The organism is Nocardiopsis sp. NPDC055551 (genome assembly GCF_053619415.1).
This window is the reverse complement of the sequence record NZ_JBSHJJ010000002.1, coordinates 35,032-57,955: the sequence shown is the minus strand read 5'-3', so window position 1 is coordinate 57,955 and position 22,924 is coordinate 35,032. Positions and strand designations below refer to the sequence as shown.

Sequence of the window (22,924 nt, the reverse complement as noted above, 5' to 3'; positions counted from 1 at the left end):
CTGTCAGCGATCACAAGGGACATAGGACATCAAGAGCGACACACGGCGCGGACCAGATAGGCGAACCCATGGCTGACCGACGACATCGGGGGGAACCCGGCTCGACCGGCGAACACAACAGAGGTGGCGTGTTCCGACGTTCCGGCGACCCCGAGAAGCCGGACGCTTTCGAGAAGCTCTACCGCTCGCGCGAGTCCGAGCAGCGTGTGGTGGGCGAGACCCGTCGCCTTCCCCCCGCCGACCAGGTGCCCCCGCACCGCCCCCGCAAGAGACGCACCCACAGCAGCGGACGCGAGTACGACGGCCGCGGCATCCAGCGTCGCGCGAAGGAGCAGCGCAAGAAGCGCTTCCGCAACACCCTGGTCGTCCTGTTGGTCCTGCTGCTGGTGGTGCCCGGAGGCTTCTACCTGTGGGCGAACTCGCGGCTGGAACGCGTGGAGGCCCTGCAGGACTACGAGGGCCGTCCGGACAGCGCTCGCGGCACCACGTACATGATCGTGGGCTCCGACAGCCGCGAGGGCATGGACGAGGAACAGATGCAGGAGTTGGCCACCGGCAACGCCGAGGGCCGCCGCACCGACACCATCATGATCCTGTACGTGCCGCGCGACGGCGAACCCACGATCGTGAGCGTGCCCCGCGACTCCTACGTCCCGATGCCCATCCCCGGCTACGCGGACAACAAGATCAACACGGCCTTCGCCGACTCGGTGTGCGGCGCCGACGAGGAGGGTGAGGAGGTCTGCGGTGGTCCCGCTCCCCTGGTCCAGGCCTTTGAACAGGCCTCGAACGTGCGGATCGACCACTACGTCGAGATCGGCATGGGCGGCTTCGTCGACCTGGTCGACGCCGTCGGCGGCGTGGAGCTGTGCCCCGAGGAACCGATGGCGGACCCGAAGGCGGGCCTGGACATCGAGGCGGGCTGCCAGGAGATGGACGGCGGCACCGCGTTGGGTTACGTCCGTACCCGAGCCACCCCCCGCGCCGACCTGGACCGGATCCAGCGTCAGCGCGAGTTCTTCTCCGCGCTGATTCAGGAGGCCAGCGCCCCCTCCACACTCTTCAACCCCTTCCAGTCCGTCCCCCTGGTACTCGCCGGCACCGACACGTTCATGGTCGACGAGGGCGACAAGCTGCGTCACCTGGCGACGATGCTGCTGGCGATGCGCGGCGGCACCCAGACCACGGCGGTGCCGGTCGGTGAGACCCCCACCCTGGACGGCGTGGGTTCGGTCGTGTTGTGGGACGAGAGCCGGTCGCAGCTGATGTTCGACGCCATGAACGAGGGCGAGCCGATCCCCGAGGAGGCCATGCAGGACTGATCCGGATCGGCGGCACCGTCGCGTCCTCGCGCCCGGCCCCCGTCACCGTCGTGGGAATCCCCCGATTCCACGGCCGGTACGGGGGCCGGTGCGCGTCCGGGGCCGTTCGGGGGAAACCCGTTCCGGGTTTCGGGGTTCGGGGGGATTTCGGAGAAAGTCGAAGGGCCCGTCACCGGAGTGACGGGCCCTTCTTCGTGACGTTCCGTACTGTGCGCGCCTACCCCCCAGCGGGCGCACGGCCGGCACGTCGGCTCGTGGTGGCCGAGGGGCTCGAAACCCGCTCTGGCCTGCCGGTTCTCACCGGCGTGTCTCCACCATAAGTCAAAGTTCGCCAAAGGTGCGAATCGTATGCACGTGTCATACATCGCACTAGGGCCGGGAACTCCCTCTCGACACCACCATCTTCCCACCACCGGCACTTCCATGGGGCCCGAACAGAGGAAACACGCCGGGTGAGTTCGTCGATCGCGTGAACTCGAAACCCCATGGAAACGGCATTTCACCGCGCATCGACCCCGGAGACGACGAAGCCCGGGTGCCCCCTTGGGGACACCCGGGCGTGAGCGGTGTCTCAGCGTGGGCGCCGGCTCAAGACGCCCTGGTGAGGAACCCTCCGCTCCTGCCTAGCCGAGACGCTTGCTCAGGTTCTCGTCCAGCGCGGCGAGGAACTGCTCGGTGGTCAGCCACTCCTGCTCGGAACCGACCAGCAGAGCGAGGTCCTTGGTCATCTGGCCGCCCTCGACGGTCTTGATGACGACGTCCTCAAGGGTGTTGGCGAACTCGATGACCTTCGGGGTGTTGTCCAGCTTGCCCCGGTGCTCCAGACCACGGGTCCACGCGAAGATGGAGGCGATCGGGTTGGTCGAGGTGGGCTTGCCCTGCTGGTGCTGGCGGTAGTGCCGGGTCACGGTGCCGTGGGCGGCCTCGGCCTCGACGGTACGGCCGTCCGCGGTGCGCAGCACCGAGGTCATCAGGCCGAGCGAGCCGTAGCCCTGGGCGACGGTGTCGGACTGGACGTCACCGTCGTAGTTCTTGCACGCCCAGACGTAGCCGCCCTCCCACTTGAGCGCGGCCGCGACCATGTCGTCGATCAAACGGTGCTCATAGGTCAGGCCGGCGGCGGCGAACTTGTCCTTGAACTCCGTCTCGAAGATCTCCTCGAACACGTCCTTGAACATGCCGTCGTAGGCCTTGAGGATCGTGTTCTTGGTGGACATGTAGACCGGGTAGTTGCGGTCCAGGCCGTAGTTGAGGCTGGCGCGCGCGAAGTCCTCGATGGACTTGCGGTAGTTGTACATGCCCATCGCGACACCGCCCGCCTCGGGGAAGTTCGCGACGTCGAACTCGACCGGCTGGCTGCCGTCGGCCGGGGTGTAGGTCATGGTGACCGTGCCGGGGCCGGGCACCTTGAAGTCGGTGGCCTTGTACTGGTCGCCGTGGGCGTGACGGCCGATGATGACCGGCTTGGTCCAGCCCGGCACCAGCCGCGGCACGTTCTCACAGATGATGGGCTCGCGGAAGACGACGCCGCCGAGGATGTTGCGGATGGTGCCGTTCGGCGACCGCCACATCTTCTTCAGGCCGAACTCCTCGACCCGGGCCTCGTCCGGCGTGATGGTGGCGCACTTGACGCCGACACCGTGCTCCTTGATCGCGTTGGCCGCGTCGACGGTGATCTGGTCGTCGGTGCGGTCGCGCTCCTCGATGCCCAGGTCGTAGTACTTCAGGTCGACGTCGAGGTACGGCAGGATCAGACGGTCCTTGATGAAGGACCAGATGATCCGGGTCATCTCGTCGCCGTCGAGCTCGACTACGGGGTTCTCGACCTTGATCTTGGCCATGGCTGTGTGGCTGTCCCTTCAGTCTTCGCTACCGCCTCTTGTCGCGCGAGGCCCTCCGTCGGTTCGTGACCGACGTTCGGGCCGACACGCACACGGCGATCCCCTGATCCCGCCGGGTGTCCGTGCCACCCGGGGAGGCGGTGCTTTTTCGGTGTCGAGGTATCTCGACATCAAGCTTATTAGACGCTCATGAGGAGAGTTGCGGCGCCACCCAGGCCAACACGATCAGCAGGACCGCGAGGGCCACCAATGTGGCCAGATCGACCCAACGGCGGCGCACCGCCAGCAGGCCGATCCAGTCCTTGGGCAGGAACAGGCGGAAGGTCGCCGCGAGCAACAGGGCTCCGGCGATGATGGCCGGCCCACGTTTGAAGTAGGCCGCGGCGACGACCACGATCCCCGCCGCCAAGGCGGACAACACGAGGGCGTAGGGCACCTGGGAGAGCCAATACGGCACCTCCCCCCTTGGTGTGTCCTCACCTCCGTCATCGGGGACGTTCCCGTCCGATCCCGCAACCTCAGCCTGCTCCGCGTCGTTCACCGCGTTCCGACCTGTTCGCTTTCCGGGTTTCCTGGCCGCCGCGCGGCTCGTCCTCACGGCCTCCCCCGGTGTCTGGCACGGACCGGCCACCAGACGGGACGAACGCTGTCCGAAACGGAAAGACGCTCCCCCGTGGCTCATGTTCCTGGCGTTTTCGATCGGCCCCGTTGAGATACGGGTTCCGGCACCGGGAGGGACCGCGCCCATTGTAGTCTCCGTCCCCGCCGACACCTCAGGGCTCACGGATACGGACATGGCGCACTCGGAGAGTCACCACGACCGTTTCCCACTTCCGAGGGGGACACAAGACCGTATTTCCAGGCCTTATCCCTCTAACTCCGAAGTAAGCGCGTAGAACACGTACCAGTCGGGTAACCCAGCCAGAGATGAGCGCACCGGTGAGCGAGGACCCCCATGAAGCCCACACCACGTGTAGACGGAACCGTCGCCCCCCGACAATCACCCCTCCCGCACCGACGCTCGTATCCGCATCGACCGCGCACGGCCGGTACTGGAGGAGTCACCGTGGAGGGTCCCTACCTACGGGTCGAGGAGAGCGCAGAGGTGTGTCCGCTCTCCGGTGAGGTCACCACCGTCGGCCGTGGCGAGGGGGCGGACATCCGCCTGGACGACCGCAGCGTCTCCCAGCTGCACGCCGAACTGATCCGTCGCGGGCCCTACGTCTACGTGGTGGACCTCGGGCTCTCCCGCAACGGCACCCGGGTCAACGGGCGCCCCATCGCCCGCCGCGTCCTTGAGGAAGGAGACGTGGTGACCTTCGGCACCGCCCGCTGCCGGATCGGCGGTCTGCCCAAGGAACAGCTGAGCCCCGACAAGGTGCTGCGCCGTGGCGCGGCCCCCGAACTCACCCGCCGCGAACTGGACGTGCTCACCGCCCTGTGCAGGCCGGCGCTCTCGGAGGAGGCGTTCGTGGCCCCGGCCACCGCGCGCGACATCGCCGAGGCCCTGGTGGTCACCGAGGCCGCGGTCAAACAGCACCTGCTGCGGCTCTACCAGAAGTTCCGCATCCCGGAGGGACAGAACCGACGCACCCGCCTGGCCAACGAGGTGGTGGCTCTGGGCCTGGTCCGACCGATGCCCGTCGGCCACGCCCGCCGCGCCGGCTGACGCGACGGGTGGGCCAAAGCGCCGGCGGCGGCGCTAAACGGTGGTAACGGCTTGGCGTTCGGCGGCCTCGACCACGTTGACCAGCAGCATCGCGCGGGTCATCGGGCCCACGCCGCCCGGGTTCGGGGACACGTGCCCGGCGACCTCGTCCACGCCCGCGGCCACGTCGCCGACCAGGCCCGAGTCGGTGCGTGAAACACCCACGTCCAGCACCGCGGCGCCCGGCTTGACCATGTCCGCGGTGATGAGCCCGGGCACACCCGCGCCGGCGACGACGATGTCGGCCTTGCGGGTGTGCTCGCCCAGGTCACGGGTGCCGGTGTGGCACAGGGTGACGGTGGCGTTCTCCGAGCGACGGGTCAGCAGCAGGCCGAGGGGGCGGCCCACGGTCACGCCACGGCCCACCACGACGACCTCGGCGCCCTTGATCGGCACCTCGTAGCGGCGTAGCAGCTCCACGATGCCGCGCGGGGTGCACGGCAGCGGGGCCTTCTCCATCAGGACGAGCTTGCCCAGGTTGACCGGTTGGAGGCCGTCGGCGTCCTTGACCGGGTCGATCAGTCCCAGCACCCGGTTCTCGTCCAGGCCCTTGGGCAGCGGCAACTGCACGATGTAACCGGTACAGGCCGGGTCCTCGTTGAGCTCGTGGACGGCCTGCTCCACCTGCTCCTGGGTGGCGTCGGCGGGCAGGTCGCGGCGGATGCTCGCGATGCCCACCTGCGCGCAGTCGCGGTGCTTGCCGCGCACGTAGGAGTGGCTGCCCGGGTCGTCGCCGACCAGGACGGTGCCCAGCCCGGGGGTGACGCCCTTGGCGTGCAGCTTCGCCACCCGCTCCGTCAGCTCCTCGCGAATGGCCTTCGCGGTGGCCTTTCCGTCCAGAACGATCGCGCTCATGTGTTTCCCCTAGTGGAAGAAGTGGCGGGTGCCGGTGAGGTACATGGTGACCCCCACGGCCTCGGCGGCGGCGATGACCTCGGCGTCGCGCACGGAACCGCCCGGCTGGACGACGGCGCTCACCCCGGCCTCGGTGAGGATCTCCAGACCATCCGCGAACGGGAAGAACGCGTCACTGGCCGCGACCGAACCCTTGACCCGGTCGGCGGCGCGGGTGACCGCCAAACGCGCGGAGTCGACCCGGTTGACCTGACCCATGCCCACACCGATGGTCGCACCATCGGCGGCGAGGAGGATCGCGTTGGACTTGACCGCCCGCACGGCCTTCCAGGCGAAGGCGAGGTCGGCGAGGGTGGCCTCGTCGGCGGGGGTGCCGGTGGCCAGGGTCCAGGTGAAGGGGTCATCGCCCTCGGCGTCGATGACGTCGGTGTCCTGGACCAGCAGGCCACCGCTGATCTGACGGGTCTCCTGACGGGGGCCCCGCGCCGGATCGGCGACGACCAGCAGGCGGATGTTCTTCTTCTTGGAGAGGGTGGCGACGGCCTCGTCGGTGAACGCGGGGGCGACCACCACCTCGGTGAAGATCTCGGAGATCTGCGCGGCCAGCTCGGCGCCGACCTCGCGGTTGGTGGCGATCACCCCGCCGAACGCGGACACCGGGTCGCAGGCGTGCGCCTTGCGGTGGGCCTCGACGTTGTCGACGCCCACGGCGATCCCGCAGGGGTTGGCGTGCTTGATGATGGCCACGCACGGCTGTTCGAAGTCATAGGCGGCGCGCAGGGCGGCGTCGGAGTCGACGTAGTTGTTGTACGACATCGCCTTGCCGTGCAACTGCTCCGCGCCGGCCAGACCACCGCTCGCACCGGCCTCGGTGTAGAGCGCGGCCTTCTGGTGCGGGTTCTCCCCGTAGCGCAGGGTGTCCTGGCGGGTGTACACCGAAGCGCGAAAGTCCGACCAGCCGGTCTCCGTCGCCTGGCCGTCGGGGGCGTAGGTGGAGGCGAACCAATCGGCGACCGCCGCGTCGTAGGCGGCGGTGTGCTGGAAGGCCTTCCCGGCCAGGGCCTTGCGCCGGTCGAGGGTGAACCCGCCGTCGCGCACGGCCTCCAGCACCGTGTCGTAGGCGGTCGGGTCGACCACGATCGCCACACTGCCGTGGTTCTTGGCGGAGGCGCGGACCATGGCGGGACCGCCGATGTCGATCTTCTCGATGCAGTCGGCCGCGGAGGCGCCCGAGGCGACCGTGTCGGAGAAGGGATAGAGGTTGACCACGACCAGGTCGAAGGGGGCGATGCCCAGCTCGTCGATCTTGGCGACGTGCTCGGGGTTGCCCTGGTCGGCGAGCAGTCCGGCGTGGACGGCGGGGTGGAGGGTCTTGACCCTCCCCTCCATGATCTCGGGGAAGCCCGTGACGTTCTCGACCGGGGTGACGGCCACGCCCGCCTCGATGAGCTTGGCCGCGGTCGAACCGGTGGAGACGATCTCCACCCCGGCAGCGGCCAGGCCGGCGCCCAGCTCCGTCAGGCCGGTCTTGTCGTACACACTGATCAACGCGCGCCTGATGGCCTGTCGGGTCACCGGTTCTCCTCTGTGTCGGTGCGGCCGAACCGCACGTGCCTACCGTCGATGGTCCAGCCCTCGCGGGCGAGCCGGCCGACCGTGTCGACCAGCATGTGCCGCTCCACGACCTTGATCCGTTCGTGGAGGGCGGACTCGTCGTCACCGTCCTCGACGGGCACCGTGACCTGGTCGATGATCGGACCGGAGTCGACGCCCTCGTCGAGGAAGTGGATGGTGGTGCCGGTGACGCGGACACCGTGCGCGAGCGCGTCGCGTACCGCGTGCGCGCCGGGGAAGGAGGGGAGCAGGGCCGGGTGGATGTTGACCGCTTGGTGGCGGCCCACCACGGCGGGGCCGAGGATGCGCATGAATCCGGCGGAGACGACCAGGTCGGGCTCGTACTCGGCGATCCGGTCGGACATGGCAGCGTCCCACTCGGCACGGTCTCCGTAGGCACGGAAGGGCACCACGAACGTGGGTACGCCGGCGGCCTCGGCCACCTCCACCCCGCGGGTTCCTTCACGGTCGGCGCCCACGGCGACGATCTCCACCCCGTAGGCGGGGTCCTTCGCGGCTTCCATCAGGGCGGCCATGTTGCTGCCCGTCCCCGATATGAGAACCAACACTCGCGCGGACAAAGCGTGCTTCTCCCTCATGTGTAGAAGAACGGTGTGGGAACACCGGGTCCCCACGTCCGGGGGCGCCGGGGGACGGCGCAGCATCCGGAAAAATCGCGTACGCCGGGCATGATCGACTGGCATGGGCACAGTCGGCCCGTCCGCGCTCCCACCCTATCGGGCCGGGTAGCGTCTACCCCACGCGGACCTTGAGTTCCCCGCGCGCACGAAGAGCCCCGCCTCCGTCCCGGCGGAGGTGGTCCACGGCGCCCCACCTGCATCGGCGCCACCGAAGGAGTGAACCTGTGACCGACAACAGCCCGGAGACCCAGGCCGACGACCGTTCTCCGAAGGTCGAGCGAGGCGGCCTGTGGGGTCTGTTCCTGGGCCTTGCGGGCCTGTTGTTCCCGCCCTATAGCGGTGTGCTGTCCGCGATGGGCGTGGTGCAGGGCCTGCGGGCCCGTCGGGCCGCGCGGACCAACGGTTCCGAGGCCCCGGGGGCCCTGTCGAGCATGGTCCTCGGCGTGGTCGGTGTGGTCATCTCCGCGTCGATGCTCTCCGTCCTGTTCATCTACAACGACCAGGTCACCGAGTACCGGGACTGCGCGGCGCGAGCGCACACGGTCTCCTCGCAGAAGGCGTGCGACGAGGCCTGGGAGTCCGACACCGGCCTCCCCCCGGTCGTCGTCGGAGGGTAGCTCCGACCTCCCGCACCGCGCGGGGTGCCCGTTCACGTTCGGTGAGGGGCGGCGGGATGATCCCGCCGCCCCTTTCGTGTGCCCATAGGCCGAACATCCGACTTCTCCCCACAGAGCACCCCTGGTCGGAGCAGTTTCCGGACACCTTCGACAAGAAAAAGGGTTGTTTCTGAAACCACCAAGCACACCCAAAGGGATTACACTTAGCATTCAATCGTTCACTAAAAGTGCTGCCATGTCTGCGTGGAGAGGACCCGATGGACACCGACGTCCCCGGCTCGTCCGGACCGGAACTGAAGGAGTACACCGCACTGTTGAGGCGCCGCCGGCGCCTCGTGTGCGTCGGCGTGCTCGGCGGCCTGGTCCTCGCCACCGCCGGGGCTCTCGCCGTGCCCTCCACCTACACCTCGGTCGCGTCGGTCCAGGTCCATCCCACCGAGATGGCGGAGTTCACCGGAGAACGGTCCGGCCGGCTGACCGGCGAGGTCAACCTCGACAGCGAGGCCCAGATCGTGTTCTCGGAGCGGGTGACCGGAACCACCGCCGAGGAGCTCCCCGGTTCACTCACCTCGGAGGACGTGAGCGAGAACATCGAGGTGACCGTTCCGCCCAACAGCAACATCCTGAAACTGAGCTACTCCGCGGGCAGCCCGGAACTGGCACGCGAGGGCGCCGATTCCCTCGCCGACGCGTACCTGGCGCAGCGGGAGGCCCAGGCCCACACCATCATCGAGGGGCGGTTGGAGGCCCTGCGCGCCGAACAGCAGGACCGTTACGACGAACTGGCCGAATCGACCGGGGCGGGCCCGGGGACCGCCGGTACGGACGCCGACGCCGAGGCCCTTCGCCAGGAGATCGCCGACATCGGCAACGGCATCACCCCCCTGAGCGCCCTGCGCGAGACGGTCTCCCCCGGCCAGGTCATCACCCCCGCTTCGCTTCCCGAGTCGCCCTCCTCCCCCATCCTGACCTTGTGGACCGTCGCGGGCGCCGCGCTCGGTCTACTGGTCGGACTCCTGGCCGCCGTGATCCGCGACCGGATGGACCCGCGCCTGCGGGACGTCGAGGAGACCGAGCGGATCGGCGCCCTGCCCGTCCTGCTCGACCTGTCCGCCCCCGGGAAGCACTCCGGCCGTTCACCCGGACTGCTCGACGACACCACCCCGACCGGGCAGCGGGCCAACGAGTTCGCGCACCTGGTCCGGGCCCGAACGGCCGGGACCGACGACGGCGGCACCGAGGCCGACGAAACCGCTCAGGGGCGGGTGATCGTGGTCACCGGAACCACCCCCGGGCGCGCCGGTATCGCCGCCGCGGTGAACCTGGCCGCCGCGCTGGCCCGCGGCGGCGCCGACACCCTGCTGGTCTGCGCGGACCCGCGCACCGACTCCGCCCGAGAACTCCTCGGGCTGCCCGATGGCCCCGGCCTGGCCGACGTCCTCATCGACGGGGAGGACCCCGCCGAGTTGGCGACGCACCCCGCCCACACGCCCAGGCTGCGAGTACTGCGGCATGGGTCCACCGGCGCCGAGGCGCCCCTCCAGGGCGGCGCCGCCGAACTCGTCGACCTGCTGCGTTCGCGCGCGGGCTTCGTGGTCGTGGCCACCGCCTCCGCCGGGGAGCGCGCCGACGTCCACGCCCTCGCCGCCTCCGCCGACCTACTGCTACCGGTGGTGGAACTGGGCCTGAGCCTGCGTTCGGACCTGACCGACCTGGTCACCGCGGGAGCCCGGTTCGGGGTGACCGTCCCCGGGTCGATCACGGTTCCGCGCCAGCCCGGCCCCGGACCCGTCCCGACACCGCGCATGCCGGTGCCGCCCGCGCCGCGTCCGCCCAGTGAGTCCAGGACCACCACCGACCGGTCGTGTGAGGCGGCGCTGCCGGCCGCCGGTGGGTCCGCGTCCGTCGGATCCCGGCGTTGACGGCCCTGGGCGCGGCCTCTGGGGGGACGCGTTCGGCGGGCGTGACCTGGCAGGTCACCGCGCGAGCCGGAGCCACCCCGGCGACCGGGTGGCCGCTCATCTGGTTGTTGGCCGGGTATCCGCTGTGGTGGGCGCTCGGGATGGGCCAGTTCGCCTACTGGCTGTTCGCGGTGCCGATGCTCGCCGAACTGGTGCGCCGACACCGCGCGGTGGGCCTGCGGGTACCACCCTGGTTCTGGTTGTGGGCGCTGTTCCTGGTGTGGACGATGCTCGGTTCGGCGTTGGTGTCGGTGGAGATGCCCGGGACGGTGCCGGACAGCGGCGGCTACCCCGGCGCGATGCTGCGGGTGATCAACTACCTGGTGCTCACCGTGGTGATGCTCTACGTCGGCAACCTCACCGAACGTGAACTGCCGGTCCGTCTGGTGGCGGGGTCGTTGGCGGTACTGTGCCTGGTCACCATCGCCGGCGGTTACCTGGGGATGCTCGCGCCGACGTTCGAGTTCACCGCTCCACTGGAATACCTGTTGCCGGGCGCCCTGGTGTCCGACCCTTACATGCAAACGCTGATCCATCCCGCGTCGGCGCAGGTCATGGACATCTTCGGATATGAGTCGGCCCGTCCGAAGGCCCCCTGGGAGTACACCAACATCTGGGGCTACATGCTCTCCCTGCTGTTGGTGTGGCTCATGGTGGCCTGGGTGGCCCAGGGGACCGGCTGGGCACGTTGGGGCGCGCTCCTCGCGGCCGCGGTGTCGGTGGCCCCGATCGTGTACTCGCTGAACCGCGCCCTGTGGGCCGGCCTGGTGCTCTCAATGGCCTTCGGCGCCGCTCAGGCGCTGCGTCGGGGTCGGGTGGTGTTGGTGGGCGCCGGCGTGGTCGCCACCATCACGCTGTTGCTCGCGCTGGCGGTGTCCCCGCTGGCGGACGTGGTACGCGAGCGGGCCGAGAACCCGCACAGCGACGACGGGCGCGCGGCCACCAACGCCGCGTCGGTGGAGGCCGCCGACCTGTCGCCGATCGTGGGCTGGGGCACCACCCGTGAGGGGTTGGGCAGCTCCGACTCGATCGCCATCGGCCCCAGCCCCGAGTGCCCGGGCTGTGGCCAGCACGTGATCGGCAACGCCGGTCAGCTGTGGATGACGCTCATCGCCTCCGGGTGGGTGGGCACGGCCCTGTTCGTGGCGTTCTTCGCACTGGTGGCCTGGCGGTATCGGGCCGCGACGACCCTGGTCGGGCAGGCCGCCCTGCTCACCGTGCTGCTTCTGTTCTGGTACATGTTCTTCTACGTCGCGCTCATGTCCCCGCTCGCCGTCACCATGATCTCCGTCGCCCTGCTGTGGCGGGTCGAGGAACCCCTGGTGGCCGGGCGTCGGACAGCGCGGGCCGGGGGTGCCTGGTGAGGACCGAGACCACCTACCTGACCGATCTGGCCGCCGTACTGTGGCCATGCGGCGGGCTACTCGGGCAGGGAGACGGCAGTGTGCTGCGCATGGCGCCCCGCGACCGGGGCAACCAGTACCTTCCGGTACCCAACGCGCACAACCCGCGGGTGATCCTGCCCGCGGGCAACCGCTCGGTGGCGACCCGGGGCATCACCTCGTTCGCGCAGGGCCACTCCCTCAAGGAACGGCTGCGCACCCTGGTGTTGGCGGGCGCCTTCGCCACCGGGATGGCGCCGCTGCTGCTGCGCGACCGCCTCTACGTGGGCGCGGGTCCGGGCATCGAGCACGCGCTCACCACCGCGCTCGACCGCGAACTCGCCATCGCCATCCACGTGGGACCACCGCGCGCCAACCGCAAACCGGTCCTGCTGCTGCTCACCCCGGGCGGGCGGACCATCGGATACGCCAAGGTCGCCATCAACGAACTCACCGCGCGGCTGGTGCGGGCCGAGACCCGGGCGCTGCGTCACCTGGCAGAGAGACCGATGCGGGACGTGACCGTCCCCCGTCTGCTCTACGACGGCGAGTGGAACGGCCAACCCCTGCTGGTGCAGGAGGCCCTGCCCGTCGGCGACCAGACCGACCGACCCACCCGCCGCCAGCTGCTGCGCTGCGTCACCCAGATCGTCTCCCTCGCCCCGATCCGAGAGCGCCACCTGTCGGCGAGCCCCTACCGGCGTTCCCTGGACGAACGCATCGCCAAGCTGGGTTCGCGCCCGGAGGTCGCGCCCCTGCGCGCCGCGCTGCGCCGGCTGCCCGACGTACTGCTGCCCTTCGGTGCCTGGCACGGCGACCTGACCCGGTGGAACATCGCCGGTACGGCGCGGCGCGCGTTCGTATGGGACTGGGAACGCCTGGCCATGGACGCGCCCGCCGGGTTCGACGCGTTGCACTACAACCTCAACGAGTGCGTCCAGGCGGGGGTCCATCCGGGGGTCCACCGCTGGTTGGACAGCGGTTCACGACTGCTGCGCGACCCCCTCATGGCCGAGCTCGGACTGCGTCCGCACGCGGTGTCCACGGTGATGGCGCTGTACCTGATCGACCTGGCCACCCGCTACCTGCACGACCGGCAGGCGGAGAGCGGTGGCCACCTCGCCGCGGTCGACGACTGGCTGCTCCCCGCGTTGGAGGGCCTCCAGGAGAGAGCCGCGCATGAAGCCGCCCACGCCGGCTGATCCGGCGTGGTCCCACCCCGTTCACACCCTCTTCGCCATCCACCTCTCATCGAAGGAAATCGTGATGCCTCGGGCCACCTCCATGTTGATCCGCCTGGCCGTGCCGGCCAAGCGTGCTCTGCTGCCCATCGCCGATGGTCTGGGCGGCATGACCCGCCGCGCCAGGGCGCTGCCGGACTTCCTCATCTGTGGTGCCCAACGTTCGGGGACCACCTCCCTGTTCAAGACGTTGAACCTGCACCCCGCGGTCACCGGCCCGGTCCTGCGCAAGGGTGTCCACTACTTCGACACCGGACACCACAACGGCCTGGACTGGTACCGGTCGCACTTTCCCCTGCGCAACGTCCTGCGCGCCCGATGGGGCCGCCCCCGGACCCGGGTGTTCGAGTCCAGCCCCTACTACCTGTTCCACCCCCTCGCGGCGGAGCGGATCTCTCGTGAACTGCCGGAGACGAAGGTGGTGGTGATCCTGCGCGACCCGGTGGAGCGGGCGTATTCGGCGCACGCCCACGAGACCGCGCGGGGCTTCGAGACCGAACCGTTCGCGCGCGCCATCGAGTTGGAGGATCGGCGGCTGTCCGGGGCGGAGGAACGGCTGATCGCCGACCCGACCCACTACTCCCGCTCGCACCAGCACCACGGCTACGTGGCACGGGGGAACTACGTGGACCAGTTGATCCGAATGGAACGTCATCTCGGCCGCGAGCGGATGCACGTGGTGGACTACGCCGACCTGTTCGACGGCACCTCCCGGACGGTGGCGGAGATCATCCGTTTCCTGGAGCTGCCATCGGTCTCGATGGAACCACCCGGGCGGCACAACGCCCGCAAGAGGGCGATGATGCCCGAGTCCCTGCGAGCGGAGCTCACCTCCAGGTTCGCCGAGAACGACGCCCGGTTGGCCCATTGGTGGGGGCGAACCCCCTCGTGGTGCCGGTGAGGACTTCCGAGCGCCGGTCCGACGGCGGGCTGCGGCGCGTTCTGCGCGGCGGTGTGGTGAACATGGCCGGCGCGGTGGTGGGCGCCGCGCTCAACCTCGCGTTGATCGTGGCGATCACCCGGGCCTTCTCACAGGAGACCGCGGGGTTGCTGTTCTCCGCCACCTCGGTGTTCCTCATCATGGCGGCGGTGGCCGGCCTGGGCGCCCCGGACGGGCTGGTGTACTTCATCGCCCGAATGCGGCTGTTCGGCCGGGCCGGGGGTGTTCCGGCGCTGCTCAGGACGGCCATGGGACCGGCGGTGGTGCTGTCGCTGGTGGTGGCGCTGCTCCTGTTCGTGTTCGCCCGGCCCCTGGCCCAGGCCCTGGGCTCAGAGGAGGCGGCCGCGTACCTGCGCCTGCTCGCCGTGTTCCTGCCGTTCGCCGTGCTCACGGACTCCGCGCTGGCCGCCACCCGCGCCCACCACGACATGGTGACGACGGCGCTGGTGGACAAGGTCGGTCGGCCCTCCGCGCAGTTGGTGCTGGTGGGGTTGATCGTGTTGAGCGGCTCGGCGGGGCTGCTCGCCCTGGCGTGGGCCGGGCCGTATCTGCCGGCGGCGGTGCTGGCCTGGTTCTGGTTGGGCAGGATCGTCCACCGGGCGGGCCCCGATGGGACGACCCCCGATCCGGACGGCGCGTCGGATCGGGCGCGGACGCAGGCCGAACGGGTCGCCCCGGCGGCGTTCTGGTCCTTCGCCCTGCCCCGGGCCCTGGGCGGGGTGGCCCAGATGGGCGTGCAGCGCGGCGGCGTGGTGATGGTGGCGCTGTTGAGCGGGTTGACCGGCGCCGCGATCTTCACCGCCGCCACGCGGATCATGGTGGTGGGACAGTTCGGGACCCAGGCGGTGCTGAACGCCGCCCAACCGCGCTTCGCCGAACTGTTGGCCTCGCGCGACCACACCGGGGTCCGTTCGCTGTACCAGGCGGGAACGGCCTGGCTGGTGTGCCTGACCTGGCCGCTCTACCTGTCGGCACTGGTGTTCGCGCCCGAGGTGATGCGGCTGTTCGGCGCCGAGTACGACACCGGCGCGACCGTGCTGGTGATCGTCTGCGCCGGGCAACTCGCCGCGTCCGTCCTGGGGATGGGCGACCTGGTCCTCACCATGACCGGACGCACCGGGCTGAACCTGCTGAACAACCTGCTCTCCCTCCTGGTCAACGTGGGTGTGTGCGTGCTGCTGGTGCCCTCCCACGGAGCACCCGGTGCCGCCGTGGCCCTGGTGTCGGCCGTCCTGCTGCGTAAGGTCCTGCCGCTGTGGCAGCTACGGACCACGGTGGCACTGCACCCGGTGAGCGGGCCGGTGTCGGTGGCCGTCGGCGGGACCCTGGTGTGGTTCGGCGTGCTGCCGCTCCTGGCCGAGGCGGGTCTCGGTGGCGGGCTGCCCACCCTGGTCCTGGCCGTGGGCGTGGGCGCGCTCGGCCATCTGGCCTCGCTCTGGTGGGCGCGCGACCATCTCGAACTCCACCTACGGAAGTGATCCGCGCTCCTGCGAGCCTCCCCCGACCCCCCTCTTCGTTCATCACCCACAGCAATGAATGGAGTACGCATTGTCCGCGCGTCCGGTTCTCCTAGTGGCCTCCAGCGGCGGCCACCTCACCCAGTTGTGCTCGCTACGCCCCTGGTGGCGGGGGAAGGAGCGGGTGTGGGTCACCTTCCGCACCCCCGACGCCGAGTCCGTACTCGGTGACGAGTCGGTCCGTTGGGCCCACCACCCCACCACCCGCAACGTCGGCAACCTGCTGCGCAACACCGGGCTCGCCCTGCGAACGATGCGCGAACGGCGCCCGTCGGTGGTGGTCAGCACCGGGGCCGGGGTGGCCCTGCCGTTCTTCGTCCTGGCGTGGCTGCTGCGGATCCCGACCGTCTACATCGAGGTCTACGACCGCATCGACACCCCCACGCTCACCGCACGGCTCTGCAGGCCGTTCACCCGTCTGTTCCTCGCCCAGTGGGAGGAACAGCGCTCGTTCATGCCGACCGCGATCACCGTAGGACCGCTCCTGTGACCGAACAGACCACATCCCACCGTCCCCGCCGCGGGGGCGACGACGCCCATCCCGACGTGGTCGTCAGTGTCGGAACCGACCACCACGCGTTCGACCGGCTCGTGCGCTGGGTCGACGACTACGCCCGCCGCCACCCCGACCTGCGCGTGCTCGTCCAGCACGGACACAGCGCGGCCCCGTCCCGAGCCACGGGATCGCCGTTCCTGCCCGGGAACGAGCTGTCCGAGGCCATGGGGCGCGCCGGGGTGGTGGTGTGCCACGGCGGGCCCGGCACCATCATCCAGGCCCGGACCGCGGGCCGCCTACCGATCGTGGTGGCGCGCGATCCGGAGCTGGACGAACACGTCGACGCCCACCAGCTCCTGTTCGCCGACCGGTTGGAGGGGGCCGGGCGGGCCCGCGTCTGCTCGACCGCCCAGCAGTTGCACGCCCTCATCGACAAGGCGTTGTCCTCGCCGGCGGACTTCCGGGTGGACCCGGCCGCCGACAGTGGCCCGGGCGACGCGGCCGAACGCGCCGGGACGCTCATCGACCTGCTCAGCGAACAGGAGGCTCCCGAACCCCGGACCAACCCGACGGGCGCCGACGAGGAGTGGCCGCGGGTGACCGTGGTGGTGCCCACCCGGGACCGCCCCGAGCTGCTGCGCCGTACGCTCCGGGCGGTGGCCGAGCAGGATTACCCGGGGCGGATCACGGCCATCGTGGTCTTCGACAACAGCCGACCCGACGACTCGTTGGCCCGGGACGAGGGCGAACGACCCGTCCGGGTGGTGACCAACTCGCTCACCCCGGGGCTGGCGGGGGCGCGGAACACCGGGGTCCTGGCCGCCGACACCGAACTCGTGGCGTTCTGCGACGACGACGACACCTGGATGCCCGGCAAGCTGCGCACCCAGGTGGAGGTCCTGCGGGCCGAGCCGGAGACCGAGATGGTGTGCTGCGGAATCCGGGTGGTCTACGACAAGGTCGAGACCGAACGGGTCCTGGACCGCACCCACGTCACCTATCGGGACCTGTTGGCGTCGCGCCTGACCGAGCTGCATCCCTCCTCCTTCCTCATCCGCCGGTCCGCCATGGTGGACGGCTGCGGCACGGTGAGCGAGGAGATCCCGGGCAGCTACGCCGAGGACTACGAGCTGTTGCTGCGGCTGGCCAAGCGGGCACCGATCCGCAACGTCCCCGAGGCGGGGGTGCGGGTGCTGTGGCACCGCAAGTCGTTCTTCTCCGAGCGGTGGCAGACCATCTCCACCGCGCTGCGCTGGCTGCTGGAGAAGTACCCCGAGTTCCGGGTGGTGCCGCGCGGATACGCCCGCGTCGCCGGTCAGATCGCCTTCGCCGAGGCCTCGGCCGGGCACCGTGGGGCTGCGCTGAGGTGGATCGGCACCACCCTGCGCACCCGCCCACTCGAAGGACGCGCCCATGTGGCGTTCCTGGTGGTCTGCGGAGTGCCGCCGGGATGGATCCTGCGTCTACTGCACCTGCGCGGCAAGGGGGTCTGAGCACCGCCGGGGCGCGCTCCCGCACCGCGCCCCGGCGGCGTCACCCACTGGGGAAAAGACGTGGTCTCCGCCGAAGGTGGACGGATAGTCTCCGCTCATGGGGTCCGGCACACGGCCGGACGAGAGCGAGGGGGCGCACATGATCAGAGAGGCCACCGACGAGGACGTCGCGGCGGCGGCGGACACGTTGGCCGCGGCGTTCGCGGACTATCCCTTCACCAGGCACACCATCTCCGCCGACGACCACCTCACCCGGCTCCGGGAGTTCCAACGGATCTTCCTCGCCGAGGTCGGCCTGCCGCACGGACGTGTGTGGGTCAGCGAGGACCTGGCCGCGGTCGCCGTGTGGTCCACACCGGACTCCGGCGGGGCCGACGTGGTCATGGAACGGCTGCTGCCGACCCTGGCCGAGCTGGCCGGGGACCGCGCCGAGGCGTACGCGTCGGCCGAGGGGACCATGGAGCGACACCGCCCCGCCGGAACAGCCTGGTTCCTGGGCAGCGTCGGTGTGCGCCCCGAAGCCCGTGGACGCGGGCTGGGCCGTCGTGTCATCGAGGTCGGTCTGCGCGAGGCGGACCACGCGGGCGTCCCCGCCTTCCTGGAGACCTCGACCGACACCAACGTCCGTCTTTACGAATCACTCGGGTTCACGGTGACCGCCGAGTACGACCTGCCCGACGACGGCCCCCGCACCTGGGCCATGTCCCGCCCCGTCGGCGGCTAGTCGCGGGCTTCGTCGTTCTTACGGGACTCGGCGAACTCGGCGAGGCGGCGAACGCGTTCGGGCAGGTTCACATAGGGGTCCTCGCCGGCCAGTTCGAATCCGCGACGGGCGTGCTCGTTGGCGTTGACGCGGAAGTCGCAGCCATCGGAGACCTTGTTGTCCCAAACCTTGACGGCGCGGACGCGTTCGTAGCGCTTGAGGACCTCGGGGATGTCCGCGTACCACTGGAAGGTCTCACGAGCGCCGATGTCGGTGGTGCCCATCTCGCCGATCATCACCGGCTTGTCCGGGTCGATCCCGTGTTCGGGCCCTTCCTCCTGGATCCACTCGTAGGCGGGGGCCAGGGCCTCCTCGAAGGAGTACACCTCGGTCCAGTGCGGCTGGATGTCGCAGCCGGTCATGTTGTACGCCTCCCAGCTGATCCAGTCGACGTAGTCGTTGCCGGGCCACAGGCCGGGGAGCCGGTCGAGGTTGCCCTCCCAGCCGGTCACGTTCCACACCCAGATGACGTTGTCGGCGCCCTCCTCCCGGTAGAGGTCGACGATGTGCCGCCAAGAGCTCACGAACTCCTCGGGGGTACCGCGGCTGTTGTAGCGCTTGTTCGCGTCGGCCTCGTGGTCGAAGGTGACGAAGTAGGGGACCTCGGTGTCGGCGATGGTGCGGGCCTGGGAGCGCAGGGACGAGTCGAATTCCCCGGCGAGGATGTCCGCGTAGTCGATGTCGGGGTGACCCTCCCGGGTGAAACGCCGCGCCTCGATGTTGGTGTGGACGTACCGGCCCTCGGCGATCATGTCGAGTTCCCTCTGGTTCGGCACGTGCGGTTGGTCGATACCCCGCCAGGTGTAGACGATGTCCATGCCCCGACCGGCCGCCTCCTCCAGCTGCGTGATGTCGTCCTGGTAGGGGCTGGCGCCCCACCAGACCCCGCAGGAGGGTTCGAGGATGTCGGAGACGGTGCAGTCGGACTCGACGATGGGCGGCCGCCCCAGGAGGGTCGACGCGTTGGACGCGGACCTCTCCCCCGGCAGCGGTTCGTCTCTCGGGGTGTCCGCGATCGTCGGCTCGTCGCCCGTCCCGGTCAGTCCCAGGACGAAGAGCAGTGCCCCCGTCGCCGCCATGCCTCGTACCGGTCCGCCGCCCACGGCGCATCGCCCCCTGATTTCCCTGACCACAACTCAGAGTGTTCTATCAGTGACGATACGTTATTTTTCGTATATACAACATCCCTCGCGGCCGCACAGCGGACATCAGTACCCATAGCGCCCGCGGAGTGGTGTGGTGACCGCGGCGACCAGACGGCGCCGCCAGGAGGGCAGGTCCTCTCGCCAACGGTGGTCGGCCCGAACACCGACGGGCCCGCTCCGAAAACGCATCGGATTGCCCGAGATCGCGTGCCCCACGGACAAGCGCACTCCCCCCTCCCCCAGGGCGAGCGACGGCCCGTCGTGACCCGCGAACTCCGCGATCCGCCCGAACTCGGCCTCCGGATCGGCGACGAAGTCCTCGTAACGGACCCTCAGGGTGGGGACCCCCAGCCGCGCCAGGGCGTCCATCGAGGCGTTCTGCGTCATCCACTGCACCGCGGCGCGCCCCGCGGTGTACCGCGCCATCTCCTGTTCCTCGCTGGCGGCGGTGGCGTCGGGGCGAACCACCCTCTTGCTCCAGGAGTGGGCCACGGCGCGAGGGTCGCGCACCACGTGCAGCAGTCGCATCCGACCGCCGTAGCGGCGCCGCAGACAGGCCGCCAGGGAGGCGTGCTTGCTGGCGTCGACGATCACCCGCGCCCCGGAGATCTCGGCGACGGCGGCGTAGAGCCGGTGGTACAGGTCGGTGTAGCGCATGCCCCGCGCGGCGACGGAACTCTCGTCGGCGGCCTCGTTGAGCAGGAGCGGCAGGAACCGGGTGCGGTCCACGCTGTCCTTCAGGCTCAGGACCCGGGGCAGGTCCAGTCGTTCCCACCCACCGAAGGCGCGCTTGCCGACCTCCACCCAGAACCCGCAGTCGGCGAACGTCGCGCCACAGCCACAGCGCTCGTTCTCCAACAGGCCGCGGCGCCACAGGTGCACGACCTCTCCGACGGAACAGAACCCGGGCAGCTCTCCGAGGAGACGCTCGATCAGGGTCGAGCCGGAACGGCCCATCCCCCCGACGAAGACCAGTCGATATCCATCCACATCCCCAGGGTATTACTTTCGGTCACTTCATCGGAGCGAAAGGTCACCATTCCCTCGGCTCTCGGAGCACATCCTTCCCAAAGCGACTCCGGGCGTCATAACGTGACCCGGGCCACTCCCGACGCTCACGCACCTGGAGAGACCCCCTATGGCCCGATCCCCCTGGACACGTCGTGCGTTCCTCACCCTGGCCGCGGTGGTCGGAGCCGCCGGGGTCGGGGCGGTCGTCGCCCACCACACGGCCCGCGCCCGCTACGCTCCCCCGATCCCACTCGCCACCGGGGTCCTGACCGTGGCCGACGACGTACCCGCCACCATTTCCTTCGGTGACCACCGGATCACCCTGACGAAGAACGGCCTGGACCTGCGCGACCACCGTGATCGCTCCCTGTGGGCTTCCGGAAGCGCCTTCCTCGCAGTGGTCCACGGCTCGCTCACCTGGCACGAACACGTGGGCCACTTCTCCTCCGAACGCGTCCTCGACTTCGCCGGGACGGACCAGACCGTCACCGAACTGGCCCACGACACCCGGAACGTGACCCTGCGCGGCCGGCTCGCCGGCCCCGGATCCGTCGAGGGTTCCGAGTACACGCTCACCCTGCGCTCGGTGGACCGAGAGCGTCTGGGGGTCGAGGTGGAGGTCCTCGGCGGCGACCTTGTACTGCTGCGTTTCGACCGCGCGGCCGAGGAGGGGATACACGGACTCGGCGCCCAGTTCACCGACTTCGACCTCACCGGCCGCTACGTGCCCGTCGTGGTGCGCGAGCAGGGGGTGGGGCGCGGTCGCGAACCCCTCACCACCCTCGCCGAACTCACCCAGGGCGGCGGTGGCGCGCCGGAGACCACCTACGCCGCCATCCCCTTCGCCGTCACCGACGCCCTGCGCGCGGTGTCGGTGGACACCCACCACCCGAGCGCCTTCGACCTACGTCCGAACGACCGCTTCGACGTGGAGGTGTGGCGCCCCTCGGTCCGAGCGACCCTGTACTCGGGGGACACACCCGCCGACCTGCTACGGGCGCACACCGAGGACACCGGGCGACCCGAACCCCTCGCCGAGTGGTCCGGCGAGGGCGCCGTCGTCGGGGTCCAGGGCGGCACCGAGGCCGTACGCGCCGCCGTGGCCGACCTGCGCGCGGCCGGGGCCCGGATCACCGGTGTGTGGGTACAGGACTGGTCCGGGCAGCGGCGGACCGGGTTCGGTGAGCGCCTGTGGTGGAACTGGGTCCTGGACCGCGAACGCTATCCGGGGTGGGAGGAGCTGGTCGCCGAGCTGGACGCGGACGGCATCCGGATGCTCACCTACGTCAACCCGTTCGTGGTGGACACCTCCGACAAACCCGATCCCGCCCGGCGCGACCTGTTCCACGAGGCGTTGGCCGCGGGCTTCCTCGTGGCCCGTCCCGACGGCGGCCCCTACCTTCTGGACCAGGGCGGGTTCGAGGCGGCCCTGGTGGACCTGACCCATCCGGACGCGTGGGAGTGGTTCCGCGACGTGATCGTCGACGAGGTCGCCGGGGCCGGGGCTTCGGGGTGGATGGCGGACTTCGCCGAAGGGCTGCCGCTGGACGCGGTGCTGCACGACGGGGATCCCAAGGAGTGGCACAACCGTTGGCCGGTGGAGTGGGCACGGCTCAACCAGGAGGCCCGTGAAACTGCCGGGATCCCCGACGCCCTGGTGTTCCACCGCTCCGCCGGAGCGGGTTCGGCCGCGCACGCGGGCCTGTTCTGGGCCGGGGACCAGTTGGTCACCTTCGATCGGCACGACGGGTTCGGTTCGGCGATTCGGGGCCTGTTGTCGGCCGGGGTGTCGGGGATGACCCTGAACCACAGCGACACGGGCGGGTACACCGGCCTGGACCAACCGCTCGTGGGGGTGTCGCGGGACCGAGAACTGCTCCTGCGTTGGGTGGAGACCAACGTGTGGGGGCCGGTGCTGCGCACGCACGAGGGGAACCTGCCGGGAAGCAACGCCCAGGTGTACGACGCCGACTCTCGCGAGGCCTTCGCCGAACAGACCCGGGTCTTCGAGGCCCTGGCCGAGTATCGCCGTGGGGTGGTCGCCGAGGCGGTGGAGACCGGTATGCCGGTACTGCGGCACGTGTGGCTGCGTCACCCCGACAGCGCGGCGGCCCGTTCGGACGAGGTGTTCCTCTTCGGCGACTCGTTCCTGGTCGCGCCGGTGCTCGGAGCCGGAGAGTCGGAGGTGACGGTGACGTTGCCGCCCGGCACCTGGCGACACCTGTGGAGCGGCGATCGACACGAGGGCGACGAGGAGGTGACCGTGCCCGCGCCGCCGGGCCGACCGGCCGTGTTCTTCCCGGAGGGCGACGCCCGGGGTGAGGAACTACGAGAACGCCTCGGTGACCTCGTGGACTGACGCGGCCCCGGGCCGGAG

The 22,924-nt window shown here is 70.1% G+C and carries 19 protein-coding genes; 12 read left to right on the top strand and 7 right to left on the bottom strand.

The annotated features are described in order from the left end of the window. Positions 1 to 68 precede the first annotated feature (68 nt). The gene (locus tag ACWGSK_RS04090; RefSeq protein WP_452455215.1) at positions 69 to 1,322 is read left to right on the top strand and encodes an LCP family protein; all 1,254 of its coding nucleotides are present in this window, start codon (positions 69 to 71) and stop codon (positions 1,320 to 1,322) included. 623 nt (positions 1,323 to 1,945) lie between these two features. On the opposite strand, the gene ACWGSK_RS04085 is transcribed toward ACWGSK_RS04090, so the two are convergent. Together ACWGSK_RS04085 and ACWGSK_RS04080 are read right to left on the bottom strand one after the other, a co-directional pair. Further along, a complete protein-coding gene (locus tag ACWGSK_RS04085; protein ID WP_358510352.1) occupies positions 1,946 to 3,163 on the bottom strand; it encodes an NADP-dependent isocitrate dehydrogenase in 1,218 nt (405 codons plus the stop codon). 187 nt (positions 3,164 to 3,350) lie between these two features. Then, positions 3,351 to 3,704: a DUF3017 domain-containing protein gene (locus tag ACWGSK_RS04080; RefSeq protein WP_452455214.1), complete on the bottom strand. Its 354-nt coding sequence runs from the start codon at positions 3,702 to 3,704 to the stop codon at positions 3,351 to 3,353. A 525-nt stretch (positions 3,705 to 4,229) separates the two neighbouring features. Here ACWGSK_RS04080 and ACWGSK_RS04075 point away from each other — a divergent pair. After that, positions 4,230 to 4,832, top strand: a complete 603-nt coding sequence (locus ACWGSK_RS04075; protein ID WP_452455213.1) for an FHA domain-containing protein — start codon at positions 4,230 to 4,232, stop codon at positions 4,830 to 4,832. 33 nt (positions 4,833 to 4,865) lie between these two features. On the opposite strand, the gene ACWGSK_RS04070 is transcribed toward ACWGSK_RS04075, so the two are convergent. Genes ACWGSK_RS04070 through purN form a run of 3 tightly spaced genes read right to left on the bottom strand, consistent with a single transcriptional unit; the run spans position 4,866 to position 7,909 of the window. Further along, the gene (locus ACWGSK_RS04070; protein WP_452455212.1) at positions 4,866 to 5,726 is read right to left on the bottom strand and encodes a bifunctional methylenetetrahydrofolate dehydrogenase/methenyltetrahydrofolate cyclohydrolase; all 861 of its coding nucleotides are present in this window, start codon (positions 5,724 to 5,726) and stop codon (positions 4,866 to 4,868) included. Between the two features lie 9 nt (positions 5,727 to 5,735). Then, a complete protein-coding gene (gene purH / locus ACWGSK_RS04065; RefSeq protein ID WP_452455211.1) occupies positions 5,736 to 7,301 on the bottom strand; it encodes a bifunctional phosphoribosylaminoimidazolecarboxamide formyltransferase/IMP cyclohydrolase in 1,566 nt (521 codons plus the stop codon). Beyond that, the gene (gene purN / locus ACWGSK_RS04060) at positions 7,298 to 7,909 is read right to left on the bottom strand and encodes a phosphoribosylglycinamide formyltransferase (protein WP_452455356.1); all 612 of its coding nucleotides are present in this window, start codon (positions 7,907 to 7,909) and stop codon (positions 7,298 to 7,300) included. Before purN ends, purH begins: the two co-directional genes overlap by 4 nt. A 296-nt stretch (positions 7,910 to 8,205) precedes the next feature. Between purN and ACWGSK_RS04055 the strand changes: the two genes are divergently transcribed. The 9 genes from ACWGSK_RS04055 to ACWGSK_RS04015 all read left to right on the top strand — a co-directional run bounded on the left by ACWGSK_RS04055 (position 8,206) and on the right by ACWGSK_RS04015 (position 18,352). After that, positions 8,206 to 8,598: a DUF4190 domain-containing protein gene (locus ACWGSK_RS04055; protein WP_358510367.1), complete on the top strand. Its 393-nt coding sequence runs from the start codon at positions 8,206 to 8,208 to the stop codon at positions 8,596 to 8,598. A 257-nt stretch (positions 8,599 to 8,855) separates the two neighbouring features. Next, positions 8,856 to 10,520, top strand: a complete 1,665-nt coding sequence (locus ACWGSK_RS04050; RefSeq protein ID WP_452455210.1) for a chain length determinant family protein — start codon at positions 8,856 to 8,858, stop codon at positions 10,518 to 10,520. A 41-nt stretch (positions 10,521 to 10,561) separates the two neighbouring features. Continuing rightward, the gene (locus tag ACWGSK_RS04045) at positions 10,562 to 11,923 is read left to right on the top strand and encodes a ligase (protein ID WP_452455209.1); all 1,362 of its coding nucleotides are present in this window, start codon (positions 10,562 to 10,564) and stop codon (positions 11,921 to 11,923) included. Beyond that, positions 11,920 to 13,143 (top strand): phosphotransferase, encoded by a 1,224-nt coding sequence (locus ACWGSK_RS04040; protein ID WP_452455208.1) that lies wholly within the window; start codon positions 11,920 to 11,922, stop codon positions 13,141 to 13,143. Before ACWGSK_RS04045 ends, ACWGSK_RS04040 begins: the two co-directional genes overlap by 4 nt. A 64-nt stretch (positions 13,144 to 13,207) precedes the next feature. After that, the gene (locus ACWGSK_RS04035) at positions 13,208 to 14,083 is read left to right on the top strand and encodes a sulfotransferase family protein (RefSeq protein WP_452455207.1); all 876 of its coding nucleotides are present in this window, start codon (positions 13,208 to 13,210) and stop codon (positions 14,081 to 14,083) included. Further along, positions 14,053 to 15,600, top strand: a complete 1,548-nt coding sequence (locus tag ACWGSK_RS04030; RefSeq protein WP_452455206.1) for a lipopolysaccharide biosynthesis protein — start codon at positions 14,053 to 14,055, stop codon at positions 15,598 to 15,600. Before ACWGSK_RS04035 ends, ACWGSK_RS04030 begins: the two co-directional genes overlap by 31 nt. Before the next feature lie 70 nt (positions 15,601 to 15,670). Continuing rightward, positions 15,671 to 16,129, top strand: coding sequence for a UDP-N-acetylglucosamine--LPS N-acetylglucosamine transferase (locus ACWGSK_RS04025; RefSeq protein WP_358510381.1), 459 nt, complete (start codon positions 15,671 to 15,673; stop codon positions 16,127 to 16,129). After that, the gene (locus ACWGSK_RS04020; RefSeq protein WP_358510384.1) at positions 16,126 to 17,628 is read left to right on the top strand and encodes a glycosyltransferase; all 1,503 of its coding nucleotides are present in this window, start codon (positions 16,126 to 16,128) and stop codon (positions 17,626 to 17,628) included. Before ACWGSK_RS04025 ends, ACWGSK_RS04020 begins: the two co-directional genes overlap by 4 nt. 139 nt (positions 17,629 to 17,767) lie before the next feature. Beyond that, the gene (locus tag ACWGSK_RS04015; RefSeq protein ID WP_358510473.1) at positions 17,768 to 18,352 is read left to right on the top strand and encodes a GNAT family N-acetyltransferase; all 585 of its coding nucleotides are present in this window, start codon (positions 17,768 to 17,770) and stop codon (positions 18,350 to 18,352) included. On the opposite strand, the gene ACWGSK_RS04010 is transcribed toward ACWGSK_RS04015, so the two are convergent. Beyond that, positions 18,349 to 19,470, bottom strand: a complete 1,122-nt coding sequence (locus tag ACWGSK_RS04010) for a glycoside hydrolase family 26 protein (protein ID WP_358510476.1) — start codon at positions 19,468 to 19,470, stop codon at positions 18,349 to 18,351. The genes ACWGSK_RS04015 and ACWGSK_RS04010 overlap by 4 nt on opposite strands. 129 nt (positions 19,471 to 19,599) lie before the next feature. Beyond that, entirely contained in the window at positions 19,600 to 20,526 is a 927-nt protein-coding gene (locus ACWGSK_RS04005; RefSeq protein ID WP_358510387.1) for a sulfotransferase, read from the bottom strand. A 148-nt stretch (positions 20,527 to 20,674) separates the two neighbouring features. On the opposite strand from ACWGSK_RS04005, the gene ACWGSK_RS04000 reads away from it, so the two are divergent. Then, positions 20,675 to 22,906: an alpha-glucosidase gene (locus ACWGSK_RS04000; protein ID WP_358510390.1), complete on the top strand. Its 2,232-nt coding sequence runs from the start codon at positions 20,675 to 20,677 to the stop codon at positions 22,904 to 22,906. Positions 22,907 to 22,924: the final 18 nt, after the last annotated feature.

Excerpts from the sequence above, each read along its gene's own strand:
- ACWGSK_RS04090 (WP_452455215.1), top strand. The coding sequence starts at position 69 with ATGGCTGACCGACGACATCGGGGGGAACCCGGCTCGACCGGCGAACAC.
- ACWGSK_RS04015 (WP_358510473.1), top strand. The coding sequence starts at position 17,768 with ATGATCAGAGAGGCCACCGACGAGGACGTCGCGGCGGCGGCGGACACG.
- ACWGSK_RS04050 (WP_452455210.1), top strand. The coding sequence starts at position 8,856 with ATGGACACCGACGTCCCCGGCTCGTCCGGACCGGAACTGAAGGAGTAC.
- ACWGSK_RS04000 (WP_358510390.1), top strand. The coding sequence starts at position 20,675 with ATGGCCCGATCCCCCTGGACACGTCGTGCGTTCCTCACCCTGGCCGCG.
- ACWGSK_RS04010 (WP_358510476.1), bottom strand. The coding sequence starts at position 19,470 with ATGGCGGCGACGGGGGCACTGCTCTTCGTCCTGGGACTGACCGGGACG.
- ACWGSK_RS04070 (WP_452455212.1), bottom strand. The coding sequence starts at position 5,726 with ATGAGCGCGATCGTTCTGGACGGAAAGGCCACCGCGAAGGCCATTCGC.
- ACWGSK_RS04085 (WP_358510352.1), bottom strand. The coding sequence starts at position 3,163 with ATGGCCAAGATCAAGGTCGAGAACCCCGTAGTCGAGCTCGACGGCGAC.
- ACWGSK_RS04035 (WP_452455207.1), top strand. The coding sequence starts at position 13,208 with ATGCCTCGGGCCACCTCCATGTTGATCCGCCTGGCCGTGCCGGCCAAG.